General features: G+C 70.8%; 16 protein-coding genes. 9 read left to right on the top strand and 7 right to left on the bottom strand.

Annotated elements, in window-relative coordinates; all coding sequences use genetic code 11:
* The first annotated feature begins 70 nt into the window (after positions 1-70).
* The 5 genes from MZTS_RS12450 to MZTS_RS12430 all read left to right on the top strand — a co-directional run bounded on the left by MZTS_RS12450 (position 71) and on the right by MZTS_RS12430 (position 4,777).
* Complete coding sequence (locus tag MZTS_RS12450) at positions 71-556, top strand: F0F1 ATP synthase subunit B family protein (RefSeq protein WP_192284087.1); 486 nt, start codon at positions 71-73, stop codon at positions 554-556.
* Positions 557-854: 298 nt separating this feature from the next.
* Positions 855-2,159: a serine hydroxymethyltransferase gene (gene glyA / locus MZTS_RS12445; protein WP_192284083.1), complete on the top strand. Its 1,305-nt coding sequence runs from the start codon at positions 855-857 to the stop codon at positions 2,157-2,159.
* A gap of 293 nt (positions 2,160-2,452) precedes the next feature.
* Positions 2,453-3,010, top strand: coding sequence for a transcriptional regulator NrdR (nrdR, locus tag MZTS_RS12440; protein WP_192284086.1), 558 nt, complete (start codon positions 2,453-2,455; stop codon positions 3,008-3,010).
* Positions 3,007-4,137 (top strand): bifunctional diaminohydroxyphosphoribosylaminopyrimidine deaminase/5-amino-6-(5-phosphoribosylamino)uracil reductase RibD, encoded by a 1,131-nt coding sequence (gene ribD, locus MZTS_RS12435; RefSeq protein WP_192284082.1) that lies wholly within the window; start codon positions 3,007-3,009, stop codon positions 4,135-4,137. The genes nrdR and ribD overlap by 4 nt, the downstream gene beginning before the upstream one ends.
* Position 4,138: 1 nt before the next feature.
* Positions 4,139-4,777, top strand: a complete 639-nt coding sequence (locus tag MZTS_RS12430) for a riboflavin synthase (protein ID WP_009863786.1) — start codon at positions 4,139-4,141, stop codon at positions 4,775-4,777.
* A gap of 34 nt (positions 4,778-4,811) precedes the next feature.
* Here the strand turns inward: MZTS_RS12430 and MZTS_RS12425 are convergent, their stop codons facing one another.
* On the bottom strand, positions 4,812-5,279 hold the full coding sequence (locus tag MZTS_RS12425) for a GtrA family protein (RefSeq protein ID WP_009863787.1): 468 nt from the start codon (positions 5,277-5,279) through the stop codon (positions 4,812-4,814).
* Positions 5,273-6,811, bottom strand: a complete 1,539-nt coding sequence (locus tag MZTS_RS12420; protein ID WP_192284084.1) for a UbiA family prenyltransferase — start codon at positions 6,809-6,811, stop codon at positions 5,273-5,275. Before MZTS_RS12420 ends, MZTS_RS12425 begins: the two co-directional genes overlap by 7 nt.
* Before the next feature lie 306 nt (positions 6,812-7,117).
* Between MZTS_RS12420 and ribH the strand changes: the two genes are divergently transcribed.
* From ribH to thiL, 3 genes are read left to right on the top strand one after another with little or no spacing between them, the layout of a single operon-like run.
* Positions 7,118-7,627 (top strand): 6,7-dimethyl-8-ribityllumazine synthase, encoded by a 510-nt coding sequence (ribH, locus tag MZTS_RS12415; RefSeq protein WP_009866953.1) that lies wholly within the window; start codon positions 7,118-7,120, stop codon positions 7,625-7,627.
* Positions 7,624-8,133 (top strand): transcription antitermination factor NusB, encoded by a 510-nt coding sequence (nusB, locus tag MZTS_RS12410; protein ID WP_009866952.1) that lies wholly within the window; start codon positions 7,624-7,626, stop codon positions 8,131-8,133. The genes ribH and nusB overlap by 4 nt, the downstream gene beginning before the upstream one ends.
* A gap of 7 nt (positions 8,134-8,140) precedes the next feature.
* Positions 8,141-9,118 (top strand): thiamine-phosphate kinase, encoded by a 978-nt coding sequence (thiL, locus tag MZTS_RS12405; protein ID WP_192284081.1) that lies wholly within the window; start codon positions 8,141-8,143, stop codon positions 9,116-9,118.
* A 91-nt stretch (positions 9,119-9,209) separates the two neighbouring features.
* On the opposite strand, the gene MZTS_RS12400 is transcribed toward thiL, so the two are convergent.
* Entirely contained in the window at positions 9,210-9,389 is a 180-nt protein-coding gene (locus MZTS_RS12400) for a DUF1328 domain-containing protein (protein ID WP_009866949.1), read from the bottom strand.
* 85 nt (positions 9,390-9,474) lie between these two features.
* Positions 9,475-10,800 carry a chloride channel protein gene (locus MZTS_RS12395; protein ID WP_192284080.1) on the bottom strand — a complete coding sequence of 442 codons (1,326 nt, stop codon included), beginning with the start codon at positions 10,798-10,800 and terminating at the stop codon, positions 9,475-9,477.
* 244 nt (positions 10,801-11,044) lie between these two features.
* Between MZTS_RS12395 and MZTS_RS12390 the strand changes: the two genes are divergently transcribed.
* On the top strand, positions 11,045-11,482 hold the full coding sequence (locus MZTS_RS12390) for a DUF3429 domain-containing protein (protein WP_009865197.1): 438 nt from the start codon (positions 11,045-11,047) through the stop codon (positions 11,480-11,482).
* A gap of 269 nt (positions 11,483-11,751) precedes the next feature.
* On the opposite strand, the gene pdeM is transcribed toward MZTS_RS12390, so the two are convergent.
* From pdeM to MZTS_RS12375, 3 genes are all read right to left on the bottom strand, one after another.
* On the bottom strand, positions 11,752-12,465 hold the full coding sequence (gene pdeM, locus MZTS_RS12385) for a ligase-associated DNA damage response endonuclease PdeM (protein WP_192284079.1): 714 nt from the start codon (positions 12,463-12,465) through the stop codon (positions 11,752-11,754).
* A 60-nt stretch (positions 12,466-12,525) separates the two neighbouring features.
* Positions 12,526-15,069 carry a ligase-associated DNA damage response DEXH box helicase gene (locus MZTS_RS12380; RefSeq protein ID WP_192284078.1) on the bottom strand — a complete coding sequence of 848 codons (2,544 nt, stop codon included), beginning with the start codon at positions 15,067-15,069 and terminating at the stop codon, positions 12,526-12,528.
* A 216-nt stretch (positions 15,070-15,285) separates the two neighbouring features.
* Positions 15,286-16,236 (bottom strand): alpha/beta hydrolase, encoded by a 951-nt coding sequence (locus MZTS_RS12375; RefSeq protein WP_192284077.1) that lies wholly within the window; start codon positions 16,234-16,236, stop codon positions 15,286-15,288.
* Between the last annotated feature and the right edge of the window lie 178 nt (positions 16,237-16,414).

Raw genomic sequence — 16,414 nt, 5'->3', positions numbered from 1 at the left:
GGCCGGCCCGCCATCCGCCCCGACCCGGCCCGCCGGGCGGAGCGCCGACCGAGAGCTTGAGACCGACATGCTGTTGACCGCTGAATTCTGGGTCGCTGTCGCCTTCGTGGCCTTCCTGGCCATCGTCTGGCGGGTCGGCGGCTTCTCGATGATGACCAGCGGGCTCGACAACCGCGCCAAGCGCGTGCGCCACGAGCTCGACGAGGCCCGCCGCCTGCGGGAAGAGGCCGCGGCCGTGCTCGCGGACTACAAGCGCCGCCGGGCCGAGGCAGAGAAGGAGGCCGAGGCCATCGTCGCCAACGCCCGCGAGGATGCCGAGCGCCTCGCTGCCGAGGGCCATGCCCGCCTGAACGAGTTCGTGGCCCGGCGCACCAAGGCCGCCGAAGCCAAGATCGCCCAGGCCGAGGCCCAGGCCGCCGCCCAGGTCCGTGCCGCCGCCGCCGACGCTGCGGTGAAGGTCTCCGAGACCCTGCTGCGGGAGCGCTTCCAGGGCGCCGCCGCCCAGGATCTCGTCCGTGCCAGCCTCGGCGACGTGAAGAGCCGTCTCCAGGCCTGAGCGGCCGGCAAACCGCGCAAAAATCCGTCCTTGCCGCTTTTCCGCAGCACCGCCGATTGAATCGGCCAAGCACACCCGGCCCGTGCCGGGTGTTTTCGCGTGCGGGCGCCGCTCTCTCGCGGCGACGGTGCGGCGACCCGGCGCGGTCCCGTCAAAAATTTTGAACGCAGGCGAAAAATCACCTGTGCTTGGCCTGACGTTCTGCGGCGTGTACGAATACTGCCTGAAAAACACCCCCGTGAACGCCGACGGGAGAACGGGTGGGTTTGCCCGTAAACAACGAAAAGAGGCTACGCTCATGAGTGCCGGAACCGCGTCCGCCAACACCGATCTCGACACCTTCTTCTCGTCTCATCTGGCCGAGACGGATCCTGAAATCGCCAAGGCGATCTCGCAGGAGCTCGGCCGGCAGCAGCACGAGATCGAGCTGATCGCCTCCGAGAACATCGTCTCGCGCGCCGTGCTCGAAGCGCAGGGCTCGGTGCTCACCAACAAGTACGCGGAAGGCTATCCGGGTCGCCGCTATTACGGCGGCTGCCAGTTCGTCGACATCGCCGAAGAGCTCGCCATCGACCGCGCCAAGCGCCTGTTCGGCTGCGGCTTCGCCAACGTCCAGCCGAATTCCGGCTCGCAGGCGAACCAGGGCGTGTTCATGGCCCTGATGCAGCCGGGCGACACCTTCCTCGGCCTCGACCTCGCCGCCGGCGGCCACCTCACCCATGGCGCCCCGCCGAACGTCTCGGGTAAGTGGTTCAAGCCGGTCTCCTACACCGTGCGCCGCGAGGATCAGCGCATCGACATGGAGCAGGTCGAGCGCCTCGCCCAGGAGCACAAGCCGAAGGTGATCATCGCCGGCGGCTCGGGCTACCCGCGTCAGTGGGACTTCGCGAAGTTCCGTGAGATCGCCGATTCCGTCGGCGCCTACTTCTTCGTCGACATGGCCCACTTCGCCGGCCTCGTCGCCGCCGGTCTGCACCCGTCGCCGTTCCCGCACGCCCACGTCGCCACCACGACGACGCACAAGACCCTGCGCGGTCCGCGCGGCGGCATGATCCTGACGAACGACGAGGCCCTGGCCAAGAAGTTCAACTCGGCGATCTTCCCCGGCCTCCAGGGCGGCCCGCTGATGCACGTCATCGCCGCCAAGGCCGTGGCCTTCGGCGAGGCGCTGAAGCCCGAGTTCAAGATCTACGCCAAGCAGGTGATCGACAACGCCAAGGCGCTGGCCGACACCATCATCTCCGGCGGCTACGACATCACCTCCGGTGGCACCGACAACCACCTGATGCTGGTCGATCTGCAGCGGAAGGGCCTCACCGGCAAGGCGGCCGAGGCGGCCCTGTCGCGGGCGCATATCACCTGCAACAAGAACGGCGTGCCGTTCGACCCGCAGAAGCCGACGATCACCTCCGGCATCCGCCTCGGCACCCCGGCCAGCACCACCCGCGGCTTCGGCGTCGCCGAGTTCAAGCAGGTCGGCTCGTTCATCGTCGAGGTGCTCGACGGTCTCGCCGCCAAGGGTGAGGAGGGCGATGCCGCTCTCGAGGCTTCGGTGAAGGAGAAGGTCCACGCCCTGACGGACCGCTTCCCGATCTACAGCTGACCGCTCCGCGGCGTTTCGCCGAGGAGCTTTGTACGGCGCGGCCGCGGATCCACCGGATCCGCGGCCGCTTCCGTTTCCGGGCTGAGCGAACGCGAACCGTTCCTGCCTCGATGCCCTGATGAGCCGGCTCCGCATGCCCGAAGGATCGATCAAAGGAGAGAGTCCGCGGTCCTGGCATTTGAGCGTCCGCTGGGGCAGAGAGGAGCCGGCTTCCCGGATGACCCGCTCGACAGATGGCTGCCGGCCTCTGCGAGCCGATGCGCCCGGGTGTTCTGGACGAGGTGGTGGGCGCGATGCGCTGTCCGTTCTGCGGTAGTACCGACACGCAGGTGAAGGATTCGCGGCCGAGCGAGGATTCCTCGGCGATCCGCCGCCGCCGCGTCTGCGAGGATTGCGGCGGCCGGTTCACCACCTTCGAGCGCGTGCAGTTGCGCGAACTCGTGGTGCTGAAGCGCTCGGGAAAGCGCGTGCCCTTCGACCGCGACAAGCTCCAGCGCTCCATCGACGTGGCGTTGCGCAAGCGCTTGGTCGATCCCGAACGGGTCGAGCGGCTGGTCAGCGGCATTACCCGCCGCCTGGAGAGCAGTGGCGAGGGCGAGGTCACCAGCGAAGCCATCGGCGAGGCGGTGATGGAGGGCCTGAAAGGGCTCGACGACGTGGCCTATGTCCGCTTCGCCTCGGTCTACAAGAATTTCCGCGAGGCGCAGGACTTTCAGGACCTGCTCGGCACGCTCGGCGGAAGGCTGGCGGGCGAGGTGCTTGTGCCGGAGGAGGCCGAGGCCCCTCCCCCGCAGGTGAGCGAGGAGGTCCCCGAGCCGCGCCGCCGGAGGCCGGCGCGGTCGCGGACATGACGGGCGCTGCCATGGACTCGTCCTCCCAGCATGCCCTCGACCGGCGTGCCATGCGCCTCGCCCTCGCCCTGGGCCGGCGCAATCTCGGCCGCACCTGGCCGAATCCGAGCGTCGGCGCCGTGGTGGTGGCGGAGGGGCGCATCGTCGGTCAGGCGGTAACGGCTCCCGGAGGCCGTCCGCATGCGGAGCCGCTGGCGCTGGCCATGGCCGGCGAGGCGGCGCGCGGCGCCACGCTCTACGTCACCCTGGAGCCCTGCTCGCATTACGGCCGCACGCCGCCCTGCACCGAGGCGACGATCGCCTCCGGCATCCGTCGCGTCGTTACCGCGATCGAGGATCCCGATCCGCGGGTGGCGGGGCGCGGCCACGCTCAGCTCCGCGCGGCCGGCCTCACCGTGGAAACCGGCCTGTTGCGCGAGGAGGCCGCCCGCGATCATCGCGGCCATTTCAGCCGGGTGACGCGGGGGAGACCGAGCCTCCATCTCAAGCTCGCCCGCACCCGTGACGGCTTCGCCGCGCCCTCGACCGGCGAGCGGCTGAAGATCACCGGCCCCATCGCCGACGGGGCGGTGCATCTGTGGCGGGCCCATGCCGATGCCATCATGGTGGGGATCGGTACGGCGCGGGCCGACGATCCGTCGCTGACCGTGCGCCTTCCCGGACTCGCCGACCGCTCGCCGGTGCGAATCGTTCTCGATTCCACGCTGCGCCTCAACCCGGCGAGCCACCTCGTGCGCGGTGCCCGCGACCTGCCGACCCTGGTGCTGACCGGGCGCGGTGCCCCGGCCCATGCCCGGCGGATGCTGGCTTCCTTCGGCGTCGAGATCGCTTTCGTGCCGACCGATGCCCAGGGCCGCATCGACCTGCCCGCCGCCCTGGCGGCCCTGGCCGAGCGGGGCCTGACACGGATCTGCAGCGAGGGCGGCCCGGCGCTTGCCGACGCCCTGGCCGCGCACGATCTGATCGATGCCTGCACCCTCATCACCGGCCCCGCCATCCTGGGTGAGGCCGGCGGCCTGCTGGCCCTCGGGCCGAGGCTTGCCCGCCGCCTCGCGGAGGGCGAGCTTGCGGAAATCGAAACCCGAATCCTCGGCCCCGATATCGCCGTGACCTACGAGAGGATCTGACATGTTCACCGGGCTCGTCACCGATGTCGGCCGGGTCGTCTCGATCGAGGGCTCCGACCGCCTGCGGCGCATCGTGATCGAGAGCGCCTACGATCCCGCCGGCATCGCGCTCGGCGCCTCCATCGCCTGCTCCGGCCCCTGCCTCACCGCCGTCGCGGTGGAGCCGCACGGGACGGGCTGCCGCTTCGCCGTGGATGCCGCCGCAGAGACGCTGGCACGCACCACCGTCAGCGCGTGGCGCGAGGGCACGCGGGTGAACCTCGAACGCTCGCTGAAGCTCGGCGACGAGATGGGCGGCCATCTCGTCACCGGCCATGTCGACGGCGTCGCCGAGATCCTCGCCCGCGAGACCGTGACGGGCGAGGACAATCCCTGGGGCGCCAGCGAGCGTTTCACCCTGCGGGCGCCGGCCGCCCTGGCCGGGTTCATCGCCGAGAAGGGCTCCGTCTGCCTCGACGGCACCTCGCTCACCGTCAACGCGGTGTCCGGCACGGATTTCTCGGTGCTGCTGATCCCGCACAGCCTCTCGGTGACGACCTGGGACGAGCGCCGCGCGGGCGACCGGATCAACCTGGAGGTCGATCTCATCGCCCGCTACGCTGCCCGTCTCGCCGAGGCGCGGGGGCTGACCCAGGGGTGATCCCGTTCCGCCGCGGCCTCTGGCCGACCCGGGATCACGTCCCGTCGGAGGAGGCGGTGAGAGGGTCGAGGCCGGATTGCGGATGCGGCGCGGCGCGGAGCGCCGCCCCGAAGGTCAGGAGCCGGTGGCCGAGGTAATTCGCCACCGCTCCGGCGCCGACTCCGAGGCCATGGCCGAGCTTCTCGGCGACGGTCGGTCCCAGCCCCGGCAGCAGGCCGCCCAGGGCCGCGACGGCGAGCGTGCTGACCGCGAGCACCACGCCCACGCCGCAGGCATTGACCGCCAGGAACAGCGGAAGCTGCCCGCGCAGCGACCCCCGCGCCGCGCCGCGAAAGACGAAGACGCGGTAGAGCCAGAAGCCCGCGACCATACCAACAGCATAGGCCGCCACGAGGGCCGCCTCGAACGGGAGGATGAGCGAGAGTGGGATCCGCGCCAGCCAGTTGATCGCCGCCGCCGAGCCGCCGGCGATCAGGAAGCGGACGACCTCCCGGCTCACCATTGGGCGATCCCCGGCAGCGGGATGCCCGGCGGCGGGCCGAAGGCGGCCACCGCGAAGGCGAAGCCCGCGAGCGCGGCGAGGGCCAGGCTCGGCCGGTCCTTGACCGCGAAGGCGACCGGGTCGTCGTGGAGCGCGTCGCGGCCCGCCAGCAGCCAGACCCGGCCCATGAACAGGACGAGGATCAGCGGGAAGCTCCAGAGGGCTAGGGGCGCGGCGAGCACCGCGTGGCGGAACGCCTCGTTGGCGAGATAAAGGATGAAGATCAGGACGCTGGCGAGGCCCGAGGCGATGCCGAAGGCGAGCACCACCGCCTCGTCCGCCGGCTGGTAGCCACGGCCCGCAATGGGGCCGGACCGGCCCCGCCTCACCGCCCCGCGCAGCTCCGTATGGCGCTTGGCGAAGGACAGGGAGGTGAACAGGAACATCGAGAAGGTCAGGAGCCAGGGCGACCACGGCACCGCCACCGCCGCCACACCGATGGCGAGGCGCAGGGTGAACAGGCCGCCCAGGATCAGCGCGTCGAGCATCGGCACCCGTTTGAGCCAGACGGAGTAGACCAGCGTCAGGCCGAGATAGGCGAGGACGCCGCCGAGCACCGCCGGCCCGGCGGCGGCGGCGGCGGTGAGGCCGCCCGCGAGGCCGGCGAGCATCGCGGTCAGGCCGGCGACGAGCGGCAGCCGCCCGCTCGCCAGGGGCCGCTCGCGCTTCGACCAATGGGCGCGGTCATGGGCGAGATCGAGGAGGTCGTTGAGCAGGTAGCTCGCCGAGGCGACGAGCCCGAGCGCCAGGAAGGCGACACCGGCGACAGACCAAGCTTTCGCCTCTCCGGCCAGACCGCCGAGAACGAGCGGAAGGAAGACCAGCGCGTTCTTGGCCCATTGATGCGGGCGCAGGGCCTTGAGCAGCGCGCGGGCGCGCGGGGCGGCGGGGATGGCCTCGACCGGCTTGCCGAGGGCCCGCGCCGCCCGCAGGACGGATGCGGGCGCCTCGACGACGATCACCCGGCGTGCGGCCGCCCAGACCGGCAGGTCGTTGGCCGCGTCGCCGGCATAGTCGAAACCCTGCGGATAGAGCGCCCGCAGCTGCGCTGCCTTGGCCTCACCCTTGAGGTTCGTCACCCCGTCACTGGCGATCACCCGGTCGAAGACGGGAAAGCACCGCAGGGCGCGCAGGGCCATCAGCTCGTCGGCGGCGGTGGCCAGCACGATCTCGCGGCCCGCCGCCTTCTGCGCCTCGATATGGGCCAGCAGCGCTTCGTTGACCGGCAGCGTCGCGACGTCGAGGCCGGCCGCCTCCGCGACTTTGTGCTTGAAGGAGGCCCGGCCCTGCGGCAGCCAGAACAGCATCGCGAAGAGGGCGAGCCAGTTGCGCCGCAGCAGGGCGATCATGCCCTCCAGCAGCAGATCGGTGCGCAGCAATGTGCCGTCGAGGTCGATCACCAGCGGAACCGGCCGCGTTCCGGCCGCGCCGTCCTCGTGCGTCCGTTGGTCCGCGAGGGCGGTCTCCGCCCTTCGAGCGCGCGCCATCGCCATGCCGGATACCCCCGTCACCGCCACGGGACCGAGGGTCGATCACCGGGTTCCTGTGATCCGAAGTCTATCCGCCGGCCGACTTCCACCGGGTTAATTGTTTCTGTGGGATCTCGACCTGATCGGCTTCCGGTCTGATCTGCGGTCTGAACTGGTCGAGCCGCTCCGGGCGTCCCCGCGTGCCATTCTGGGCTGGCCCTCGTCCGCCGGCGCTTGTGGAGCGCGCGGCTCTTGGGCTAACCCTCCGGCCCGCCCCGCACTTCCGCGAACCCTTCGAGGGCGCGAACCCATCGAGGGAACGTCACACGCATGGTATCCCGAAGCCGAGACGCGGACACCCCGAACAGCATCCTGGAGAGCCTCGCCGGCACCCGCGTGCTGGTGGTGGAGGCGCGCTACTACGACGACATCGCCGACGAGCTGCTCGCGGGCGCCCGTGCGGCGATCGAGGCCGTCGGCGCCGAGGCGCGGGTGGTCACCGTGCCGGGCGCCCTGGAGATCCCGGCGGCCATCGCGATCCTGCTCGATGCCGGCCGCAGGGCCGGCGGCCCCTTCGACGCGGTGGTGGCGCTCGGCTGCGTGATCCGGGGCGAAACGGGGCATTACGATATCGTCGCGGGGGAAAGCGCCCGCGCGCTGATGGATCTCTCCGTCGCCGAACATCTGCCGCTCGGCAACGGCATCCTCACCGTCGAGACCATGGAGCAGGCGCTTGCCCGTGCCCGGGTCTCCGAGATGAACAAGGGCGGCGGTGCGGCGGAGGCGGCGCTCAGCCTCCTCGCCATCAAGCGCGCCGCCAATCTGGAATCCGCCCGATGAACCAGCCCGCCGATACGCCGGCCCAGCCGAAGACCAACACCCGCACCGGCGCCCGCCTCGCCGTGGTCCAGGCGCTCTACGAGATGGAGATCTCGGACAAGGGCGTGATCGATGCCCTCGCCGAGTTCGAGGCCTTCTGGATCGGCCAGGAGATCGACGGCGTCGTCCACCCGCCGGCCGAGACCGCCTTCTTCCGCGACGTGCTGCGCGGCGCCGTCGAGGAGCAGCGCGCCATCGACCCGAAGCTCGACGCGGCCCTGGCCAAGGGCTGGCCGCTGCGCCGCCTGGAGGTGGTGCTGCGCGCGATCCTGCGGGCGGGCGCCTACGAGCTGATGTTCCGTAAGGACGTGCCGGCCCGGGCGGCGATCTCGGAATATGTCGATGTCGCCCACAGCTTCTATGGCGGCGACGAGCCGGGCATGGTCAACGCGGTGCTCGACCGGGTCGGCCGCGAGGTGCGCTCCACCGAGTTCGGCATCCCGGCCGCACCGTCGAAGAAGGCCTGAACGGGCCGTGGCGCGTGCGGGCGAAGAGGCGCTGATCGCCCGCTACTTCGCGCCCCTCGCCGGCCCCGGCGCCGAGGGCCTGCGCGACGACGCCGCCAGCCTGACGCCGCGACCGGGCCACGACCTCGTGGTCACCGCCGACGCGATCGTGGCCGGCGTGCATTACTTCCCGGAGGATCCCCCCGGCTCCATTGCCGTCAAGGCGCTCGGGGTGAACCTGTCCGATCTGGCGGCCAAGGGGGCCGATCCCCGTGGCTTCCTGCTGACCCTCGCTTTGCCGGACGATTGGAGCGAGGCGTGGCTCGCCGCCTTCGCCGAAGGCCTCGGCGCGGCGAGCCGCAGCCATGGCTGTCCGCTCCTGGGCGGCGACACCGTGCGCTCCGGCGGCCCGGCGCTGATCGGCGTGACCGCCTTCGGCGAGGTGCCGGCAGGGGCGATGCTGCGGCGTCAGGCGGCGCGGGCGGGTGACCGCCTCTGCGTCAGCGGCAGCATCGGCGATGCCGCCCTCGGGCTCGCCCTGCGCCTCGCACCCGATCCCGGCCTTGAGGCGGCCCATCGCGACGCGCTGCTCGACCGCTACCTGCATCCGAATCCGCGCCTCAGGCTGATTCCCGCCCTGCGCCGCCATGCCCGCGCGGCGATGGACATTTCCGACGGCCTCGTCGGCGATCTCGGAAAGATGCTCGCGGGGACCGGTCTCACCGCGCGGATCGAGACGGCGCAGGTGCCGCTCTCGGCCGCCGCGCGGGCCGCCATCGCCCGCGATCACGGCCGCCTCTCCGTGGCCCTGACCGGGGGGGACGATTACGAGATCCTGTGCGCGGTGCCGCCCGACCATCTGGCCGGCTTCCTCGCCGAGGCCGAGAAAGCCGGGGTGCCGGCGACGGAGATCGGCACCGTCGAGGCCGGGGACGGGCCGCCGCGTTTCCGCGATGCGGAGGGGCGGGCGATGGCCTTCGCGAGCGCCTCGTTCAGCCATTTCTGACGAAAGCGACCCGCGCACCGGGATGCGCGGGTCCGAAGGTCGTCCTTGGCGCCGATCCAACGGGCGCCTGCGCGAGAGAAAGCGGTGCCGTTCAGAACACCGCTTGGCCGACGGCCAGCGCGATCACCACGATGACGATGGCGAGCACCAGGAACAGGCCGAACAGGATGCGGGCGATGGAACTCGCCCCGGAGGCAATGCCGGTGAAGCCGAGGGCACCCGCGACGAGCGAGATGACGAAGGCGATGGCGGCCCACTTGAGAAGCGTCATGGCAGTTCACTCCGAAACTTAAGCGGAGCAGTAACTTCCCGAAGGCCGGCGGCGTTCCGTCGCGGTCGAGCGTTTCAGCTCCTCATCAGCCTTTCGGCTGTCCGGCGGCGCGGCGCACCAGCACCTCCGCCAGCGTGTGATACAGGCCGCCCCGGCACACCGTCTTCGATACCGCGTCGGCGATCAGCGCCGCGAGCATCAGCGGGATCATCATGGTGTGGTTCTGGGTCATCTCGGTGACGATCACGAAGGAGGTGATCGGCGCCTGGAGCACTCCGGTCAGGTAGGCGGTCATGCCGATCAGCACGAGCGCGCCGACCGGTACATGCGGGAGGAGCAGGCTCGCCTCGGCACCGATCCCCGCGCCGACGGCGAGCGAGGGGGCGAACAGGCCGCCGGGGATGCCGCTGACCGACGAGAGCACGGTGGCCAGGAACTTCAGCGGCGCGAAATCCCAGCGTGGCGCCGCCTCGCCGTGGAGGATCGCCCGCGCCTCCTCGTAGCCGGTGCCGTAGACCGCGCCGCCGGAGGCCAGCCCGCACAGGGCGACGCCGAAGCCGCACAGGGCGGCGAACGGGACGGCGTGGCGCGAGATCAGGCGGCCCGCCCGGCCCGGCAGGCCGCGACTGACGGCGATGACGATGCGGCTGAACAGGCCGCCGGCCAGTCCTCCGGCCACGCCGAGCACCGGCACGGCCAGCCATCCGGCGGCCAGGGAAAGCTGAGCGTCCGAGGTGCCGAAATAGGTGTAGTCGCCGAGGATCGCGAGGGAGGTCAGGCCGGCGGCGACGATGGTGGCGACGACGAGGGCGCTGCCCCTGCTGTCATAGGCGCGGCCCAACTCCTCGATGCCGAACACGATGCCGGCCAGCGGCGTGTTGAAGGCGGCGGCGACCCCGGCCGCGCCGCCCGCCAGCAGCAGACCGCGCATCCGCTCGGGGCTGAGGCGGCCGAAAGCCGCCATGATCGCCGCGCCGACCTGCACCGTCGGCCCTTCGCGGCCGATCGAGGCGCCGCACAGGAGCCCGAGGCACATCACGGTGACCTTGCCGGCGGCGACCTTCAGGGAGATCAGCGCGTGGCGCGCGCTGCCCTCGTCGAGGGCGCGGGCAGCGATCACCTGCGGGATGCCGGAGCCCTGGGAGTTCGGGAAGACCGTCCGGGCGAGCCATGCGGCCAGGGCGAACCCGGCCGGGCAGAGGAGAAGCGCCATCCCTGGTGAGAGACCGAGGCCGTGGCGAAAAACGGTCTGCGCCGCATCCGCCGCCTTGGCCATCAGGACCGCGGCCAAGCCGACGCAGACACCGCCGGCCAGGAACAGGGCCCGCCTGCGCCACTGTGTCCAGGCATCGGTCGAAGTCCGGCGCAGGCGGCTCAGGGCGGGTCTCAGGTCCGGGGAGCGGAGGGGCATGGGGACGGACCAAGCGGGCTGGATAGGACCGGACCATCCTGCAGGCGCGGGCGGCGGCGAGCCATGCCGCTCCTGCGGATGTCCAGCGCTGATTGAGGCGCGGTGATGCGGAGCCCGGCGCCTCCTGCAACAAATGGTCCCGGTTGCGGGACGGAGACCGATCTGCGCGTTTAAGAGGATTCGGAAGGCTCCGGTTGTCGATGGCTCACCCGGGCATCGGGCCGCGAGCCGCCGGGGAGATGGTATGGGGCGGCTGACCACGGTTCCGGCGAGCGCGGTTCTGCTCGGCATCGCGGGGCTGATCCCGTTCGTGGGCTTCGCGGCCCTGTCGGTCAGCGGCTCGGATGTCGGGCTCGGCACCATCGGCCTGTCGCCGCGCACCATCCTCTCCGCCTACGGCGCGGTGATCGCCTCCTTCCTCGGTGGCATCCGCTGGGGCGCAGCGGCGGCACGCGGGGCCGGCTGGAGCGATTATTGCCTCGCCATCGTGCCCTCGCTGCTCGCCTGGGCGGCGCTGGCCGCCCCGGCGCCCTGGGATCTGCGCGTCCTCGGTGCCCTGGTGCTGCTCTGGGGCCTCGTCGATCAGGATCTCGCCCGCCGGGGGCTGGTCCCCAACTGGATGGGCCGGCTACGTCTGGCGCTGTCGGGCGTCGCGGGGGCGGCTTTGCTGGTGGCCGCGTAAGGCGCGGCCGACCGATTTCTCGCTTGCATGGGCCGGGCGTACATCATGATCGGAGGTGATCATGATGAAAGCGTACAAACTGCGATGGTTCGGCTGGATCGTGGTTTCGGAGGGGCGCCGCCGGTCCTTCCGAACCAGGGCCGAAGCGAACGCCTTCATTCGTGAAGAGCGTCTGCGTGTGAATTGCCGCGGGCCGGCCTTCTGATCGTCCCGTCTCCCTACACCGAAGCCCGTTCGAGGCTTCGGTGCCCTTACCTTCAATCCCGCCTTCAATCCCGTCCCAGCATCGTCCTGCCGATGGCGAAGACGCGTCCGTCGCCCAGCAGGTAGGCGGTGAAGCCGTTCGGAAACAGCGGCTCGAAAGCCGAATCCCGCACATTGAGGCCGCCGGTATAGGCGCCGAAGGCCGGCATCACGAGGCGGTGGCCGTCGCCGACGAAGCAGCGGCGGCGCACGGAGCGGCCGCGCATGCTGACCTTGCCGCAGGGATGAAGGTGGCCGGCAATCTCGCCCTCCCCCGCTCCGGCCAGCGGCTCGTGGCGCAGCGTCAGGCCGCCGATCCTCAGTGTTTCACAATAGCGGCCGCCGACCCCTTCGCTCACCGCCGCATCGTGGTTGCCGGCGATCCAGACCCAGTCGCGCCCCTCCTGCAGGGCGGCCAACATCGCCCGGTCGCCGGGCTCCATCCGCTCGGGGCCGCGGGCATCGTGGAAGGAATCGCCCAGAGCCACCACGCAGGCGGGGTCGAGCCGCTGGATCACCTCGTGCAGGCAGGCCAGGGTCTCGCGGGTGTCGTAGGGCGGCAGGAACTGACCGGAGCGGGCGGCGAAGGAGGAGCCCTTCTCCAGGTGCAGGTCCGACACCACCAGGGTGCGGTGTTCGGGCAGCCACAGGGCGCCGGTGCGGTCGAGGCTCAGGGCCTCCCCGGCAAGCGGGTGGTCGGTGCCCTTCACGGTCTTTTCGAGTTTCTGGCCGAGTGCCAACGTGATCTTCCCAAATGTCTCGCCGAGTGTCGCGGAGGCGGGGCGCCTCAGCCGAGCGCTTCAGCCGAGAGCCTCTTGCAGAAGCTCGGCCTCGGCCTCGGCCAGGATTTCGTCGGCCCCCTCCCCGTAGACCCGCTCGCGCCCGATTTCGAGCATGACGGACACGGAGAGCGGCGAGACGCGATCCAGCGCCCGGTGGGTGATTCGCCCCCGGATACGCCTCAGCATCATGCCGAGGCGGGTCACGTCGAGGAGTCCGGTTGCCGCATCCTGGCGCGCGGCCCGCAGGAGCAGGTGGTCGGGCTGGTGACGGCGCAGCACGTCGTAGATCAGATCGGTCGAGATGGTGACCTGCCGCCCGGTCTTCTTCTGCCCCGGAAAGCGCCGCTCGATCAGCCCGGCGATCACCGCGCATTGGCGGAAGGTGCGCTTCATCATGGCGGATTCGTCGAGCCACGCCTCCAGATCGTCGCCGAGCATGTCCTCGTCGAACAAGGCCTCCATGAAGCCCGGTGAGAGCGCGGCCCGCTCGCTGAGATCCTTCGTGCACCAGATGGCGATGCCGTAATCGTTGGCGGCAAAGCCGAGCGGGCGCAGCCGGGCCCGTTCGAGCCGGCGGGTCAGCAGCATCCCCAAAGTCTGATGGGCGAGCCGCCCCTCGAAGGGGAAGGCGGTGAGATAGAAGCGCCCGGCGCGCGGGAATGTCTCGACCAGGAGGTCGCGTTCGCCGGGCAGGGCCGAGTGCTTACGCTGCTGCGCGAGGTAGTTCGACAGCTGCGCCGGCAGCCGGTCCCACTCGAACGGGTCGGCGATGATCGCCCGCACCCGCGCGGCGAGGAAGGTCGAGAGCGGAAATTTCGAGCCGGCATAGGAGGGGATGGCCGGATCGGTGCCGGGGCCGGCGCGGGTGACGAGGCATTCGTCCTCGGCCAAGCCCTCGAAGCGCAGAACCTCGCCCGCGAACAGGAAGGTGTCGCCGGTCGTGAGCGTCTCGGCGAAATCCTCCTCGATCTCGCCGAGCACCCGCCCGCCCCTGGGCAGCACGGTGCCGGGCTTGCCCCGCAGCGCCCGGGCCATGCGCACCTTGATATGCGTCGACTCGACGATGGTGCCGATATTCATCCGGTATTGCTGCGCCACCCGCGCATCGCGCACCCGCCATTTCCCGTCCGCCCCGCGCAGGATCTTGGCGAAGCGCTCGTAGGCGCGCAGGGCGTAGCCGCCGGTGGCGACGTAATCGACCACCGCCTCGAAATCCTCCCAGGAGAGGGTCGCGTAGGGGGCCGCCGAGATCACCTCCTCGTAGAGGTCGAGCGGATCGAAGGCGTCGGCGCAGGCCATGCCGAGGACGTGCTGGGCCAGCACGTCGGGGGCGCCGAGCCGGGCATCGGGCGTGTCCTGGGCCGCCTCCTCCACCGCGTCGAGGGCGGCCCGGCATTCCAGCATCTCGAAGCGGTTGCCGGGGACGAGATAGGCCTTGGAGGGCTCGTCCATGCGGTGGTTGGCCCGGCCGATCCGCTGCATGATCCGGCTCGCGCCCTTCGGCGCGCCGACATTGACGACGAGATCGACGTCGCCCCAATCGATGCCGAGATCCAGGGTCGCGGTGCAGACGATGGCGCGGAGTTGCCCCGCCGCCATCGCCGCCTCGACCCGGCGGCGCTGGGTGGCATCGAGCGAGCCGTGATGCAGGGCGATGGGCAGGGTGTCGTCGTTGAGCCGCCACAGCTCCTGGAAGGTGTATTCCGCCTGGAGCCGGGTGTTGACGAAGACCAGCACCATCCGGTGCTGCCGGATCAGCTCGTAGATCGCCGGCATCGCGTGCCAGGCGGTGTGGCCGGAGAGGGGAAGCGTCCGGTTCACGTCGAGCATGTGCAGGTCGGGCTTGGCGCCGCCCTTCACCACGACGAGATCGGCCATCGCCGTCCCGGCAGATCCTTTTCTCTCCCCCTCCCCCGCCACGCGGCCTGGATTCTGGGAGACCAGATATTTCCTCAGCTCATCCGGCTCACGCACCGTGGCCGAGAGGCCGATCGCGCGGGAATCCGGCGCCAGGCGGCGCAGCCGGGCGAGCGCCAGGGACAGGAGATCGCCGCGCTTTGAGGTGACGAGGGCGTGCAACTCGTCGAGCACGATGGTGCGGAGGCCGGCGAAAAAGTCCTCTGCCTCGCGATGGGCGAGGAGCAGCGAGAGCTGTTCGGGGGTGGTGAGGAGGATGTCCGGCGGGCGCTGGATCTGGCGGGCACGCTTATGGGCGGGGGTGTCGCCGGTGCGTGTCTCGACAGAGACGGGCAGCCCCATGCCCTCGATCGGCGCCTCCAGATTGCGGGCGATGTCGACGGCGAGCGCCTTGAGCGGCGAGACGTAGAGGGTGTGGAGCCGCCGCTCCTTGGTGGTCCGCTCGCTCAGCGCGACGAGGCTCGGCAGGAAGCCGGCCAGGGTCTTGCCCGCGCCCGTGGGGGCCACGAGCAACGCCGAGCGCCCGGCCTGGACGGTCGCCAGCAATTCGAGCTGATGGGGGCGCGGAGACCAGCCGCGGGAGGCGAACCACGCGGCGAAGCGCGGCGGGAGGGTTGGGGACTGCGCCCGGCTCGGAGCCTGCAAGAATTTCGAGCCCGCAAGAAGGCGGATCTCCCGTCCCCATCCTCATCCTGAGGTGCGAAGCGAAGCGGAGCCTCGAAGGATCCTCCAGCCAGCGAGGTGAGTGCCGGACGAGCCTTCGAGGCCGCTCTCGCAGCACTTCAGGATGAGGGATTGGTCGGGAGATCCGTGGATCAAGATGGCCCTCAGGTAAGGCGCGGGCCGCGCCTCGTCACCGCGTCACGCCAGCGCCATCAGGAAGCGGTCGATCAGCTCCAGGGCCCGCTCGCTCAGCGCGCCGGGATAGCGCACGAAGATGTGGCAGCCGCCGGCATAGACGGCGGTGTGGCCACCATTGTTGGCCGCTGCCCAGCGGGCCGACATGTAGAGCGTGTCGTCGAGGAGCGGGTCGGCGGTGCCGACGGTGAACAGGGCGGGCGGCAGGCCCTTCAGGTCGGCGTAGAGCGGCGAGACGTCCGGCCGGCGCCGGTCGATGCCCTCGCGGACATAGCCGTCGGCGAAGCGCTTGAGGTCGGTGGTGTTGATGACCAGCCGCTCCTCGCCCCAGAGCCGCACGCTCGGGGTCAGGCCGAGATCGTAGAAGCCGGCATTGAGATTGGCGCCGCGGAAGGCGCGCGGCAGCCCGTGGCGGTCGCGCAGGCGCAGCAGCGTCATCACTGCCAGATGCGCCCCGACCGACTCGCCGCCGATGGTCAGGGCGCTGATCCCGAACTCCGCCTTGCCCGGTCCGGCGAGCCACAGAGCCGCTGCCTCGCAATCCTCCAGGGCGGCGGGATAGGGATGCTCCGGCGCCAGCCGGTACTCGACGGACAAACAGATGAAGCCGCAGGTATCGGCAATCCGTTCGAGCCAGGGATCCTGCTCGTCGGCCGCGCCCCAGACCCAGCCGCCCCGGTGGATATGGAGATAGGCACCCCGCGCCTTGCCCTGCGGGCGGATCACCCGCAGCGCCAGCGGGCCGCCGGGGCCTTCGATGGTCAGCGTTTCGGCGCGGGCACTGCGCGGCATGGCCGGCGAGGCCTGCGTACCCGCCCGGCGGCGCGCCCGTACCTCCTCGATCGGCAGCGACCAGGGGTCGGCCTGCGCGGCATGGGCCGCCACGATCTCGGCATTGAGCGCCTTCGTCTCGGCATCGATCGTCGCCGGGTCGAACAGAGCGTGGTCGATCATGGCCTTTATCGGGTCGTCTGCGGTGGAAGGAGCATCGCGGGAGGCAGGCCCAGATGCTGGCCGCCATCTTGAGTGGAACGCTCGGCGATGCCATCTGGCTGCCATCCCGAACGGGCTGAATGCCGGCGCGAATGGGCGGTTTCACCCGGATGTGGCGCATCGGCAACGCCGTGGCGAG

Origin of the sequence: Methylorubrum zatmanii, from assembly GCF_014845115.1 — a bacterium.
GTDB lineage: Bacteria > Pseudomonadota > Alphaproteobacteria > Rhizobiales > Beijerinckiaceae > Methylobacterium > Methylobacterium zatmanii.
The sequence above is the reverse complement of the archived record's forward strand: the minus strand, read 5'-3'. Positions and strand labels throughout refer to the sequence as shown.

Excerpts from the sequence above, each read along its gene's own strand:
- glyA (WP_192284083.1), top strand. The coding sequence starts at position 855 with ATGAGTGCCGGAACCGCGTCCGCCAACACCGATCTCGACACCTTCTTC.
- nrdR (WP_192284086.1), top strand. The coding sequence starts at position 2,453 with ATGCGCTGTCCGTTCTGCGGTAGTACCGACACGCAGGTGAAGGATTCG.
- ribD (WP_192284082.1), top strand. The coding sequence starts at position 3,007 with ATGACGGGCGCTGCCATGGACTCGTCCTCCCAGCATGCCCTCGACCGG.
- MZTS_RS12430 (WP_009863786.1), top strand. The coding sequence starts at position 4,139 with ATGTTCACCGGGCTCGTCACCGATGTCGGCCGGGTCGTCTCGATCGAG.
- MZTS_RS12425 (WP_009863787.1), bottom strand. The coding sequence starts at position 5,279 with ATGGTGAGCCGGGAGGTCGTCCGCTTCCTGATCGCCGGCGGCTCGGCG.
- MZTS_RS12420 (WP_192284084.1), bottom strand. The coding sequence starts at position 6,811 with ATGGCGATGGCGCGCGCTCGAAGGGCGGAGACCGCCCTCGCGGACCAA.
- ribH (WP_009866953.1), top strand. The coding sequence starts at position 7,118 with ATGGTATCCCGAAGCCGAGACGCGGACACCCCGAACAGCATCCTGGAG.
- nusB (WP_009866952.1), top strand. The coding sequence starts at position 7,624 with ATGAACCAGCCCGCCGATACGCCGGCCCAGCCGAAGACCAACACCCGC.
- MZTS_RS12400 (WP_009866949.1), bottom strand. The coding sequence starts at position 9,389 with ATGACGCTTCTCAAGTGGGCCGCCATCGCCTTCGTCATCTCGCTCGTC.
- MZTS_RS12395 (WP_192284080.1), bottom strand. The coding sequence starts at position 10,800 with ATGCCCCTCCGCTCCCCGGACCTGAGACCCGCCCTGAGCCGCCTGCGC.
- MZTS_RS12390 (WP_009865197.1), top strand. The coding sequence starts at position 11,045 with ATGGGGCGGCTGACCACGGTTCCGGCGAGCGCGGTTCTGCTCGGCATC.
- MZTS_RS12375 (WP_192284077.1), bottom strand. The coding sequence starts at position 16,236 with ATGATCGACCACGCTCTGTTCGACCCGGCGACGATCGATGCCGAGACG.